Source organism: Candidatus Poseidoniia archaeon, assembly GCA_030748895.1.
GTDB lineage: Archaea > Thermoplasmatota > Poseidoniia > MGIII > CG-Epi1 > UBA8886.
This window is the reverse complement of the sequence record JASMLC010000028.1, coordinates 1-1850: the sequence shown is the minus strand read 5'-3', so window position 1 is coordinate 1850 and position 1850 is coordinate 1. Positions and strand designations below refer to the sequence as shown.

Annotated in this window: 1 protein-coding gene; it reads left to right on the top strand. The window is 64.3% G+C overall.

Features of this window, described 5'->3' with window-relative positions; all coding sequences use genetic code 11:
* On the top strand, window positions 1-1850 hold a 1850-nt coding region (locus tag QGG57_06795), incomplete at both ends, for a hypothetical protein (protein MDP7007871.1).

Below are 1850 nucleotides of genomic sequence, written 5' to 3'. Positions count from 1 at the left end.
CTCTGGGATGGGGACGAGCTTGACCCATGGAACATCCAGCTCGACCCGGTTGACAACAGCCGCAACTACGATTCGTGGCCCAACTCGACCGACTCGGACGGCGATGGTGTCGGCGACTACGCCGAGGTGTTGCCATCCAACGACACCTACGGCTCGCGCACCGACCCCTTGCGTGCCGACACCGACTCGGACAACCTCGACGACGCGTTCGAGTTGAGCTACTACTGGAACGTTACCGGCGACAACAATACCGCCCGGCTCTGGTACGACGAGGAGGGCTGGGAGACTTCCGACCCGACCGACCCCAATACTGACGGGGATGAGTGGGATGATGGCGAGGACGATAATCCGGTCGCGGTCGAGTCAGACGAAGAGGACCCCGGTTGGGGCTTCGCACCTCCCGCGCGAGGAGTGCAAGTCAGGCCGGACAGCGTCAACAAGACCGAACTTTTCGTCTGGAACGGGCGGCTGTTCAACACCACCACCGGAGCTGGCTACAGCAACATCATGGTCAGTGGCTACCTCAACCGCACGGTCAACACCACCGGCTCGATTATCGGGCAGAACCTGACCGACCCCGACGGCTACTTCAGTGTCTATTGCATCGTGCCGGCCGACTACGTTGCGGGCGACTGGGTCATCCGTTTCCATGTTCCGCGAACGCCCATCAACACCACTACCATCCTGAAGGAGAGCTACTCGCCGGCGTTCCCGCTGGCGGTGCATGGCTACAGCAACCTGACGATTACCGTGCCGCCCACTTCGCCACTGAACGGGACGACGGTCGTGACCGGGCTGCTGCGCGAGCAGGGTAACCTGCCCATGGCTGGCGCGGTCGTCAACCTGAGCTGGCAGGGGCTGCTGCTCAACGCCACTACCGGCAGCGACGGCAGTTTCGCCTTCACGATTGTCCTGCCAGAGACGCCGGGGAACTATTCGCTCAGCGCAAGCTGGAACGGCACCCCGTTTGTATCGAGTGCGGGAGCGAGCGGCTGGACCGACGTGATTGACGGCAACGTCAACCTGACGGTCGCGTTGCCGGGAGTCCTGCTCAGCAATGCCAGCTATCTCGTGACGGGCATGTTGCAAGGCAACGAAAGCGTCCCGCCGAGCGGGACGCTAATGCTGGCGCTCGGCGGCCAGCCGTTCGCGACGCTACCGGTTTCCGGCAATGGCAACTGGCAGGCGCTGCTCGAGGTGGCGGACAACGCCACGCCGGGCAACACTTCGCTCACCGTGACCTACTCAGGCGATAGTTACCATCCGGCGGCGGTACTGAGCGAGCCGGTAATGATTCGCGGCTGGAGCGCGCTCACGCTCGAGTCGCTCAGCGCCAGCCGCGACAGCGGGGTGACCTTGCGGGGCAACCTGACCGACAACCGTGGATTCCCCGTCGAGGGCGCCGAGGTGGCGCTGCAATGGGACCTGCGCTGGAGCGGGACTACGGTCACGGACTCAAACGGCCAGTATTCACTGCTGCTCGACCTCAGCGAGGCCGCCAACGGCCCCCATATCGCGAAAGCGTTCTTCAACACCACGCTGGCGCTGAACGGTAGCTATGCGGTGGCGGAAATCCTGGTCGAGACCGACACCTTCCTGCTCTTCGAGGGGTGCGCGCAGAACGGCACCGGCTGGGAGTGTAGCGCCGTGCGCGGGCAGAACTTCACGCTGGCGGGGCGCCTCGTCGATGACCGCGGCGATGGGCTGGCGTTCGCCGAGCTGGAGGTGCTGTGGGACGAGGCGTCGCTGCCGGTAATCTACGCTGACGCCGACGGCAACTTCTCACTCGAGATGCCGATTGCCGCCGAAACGGCGCAGCCGTTCGACGTGCTGGTAACGCATCCGCAGCG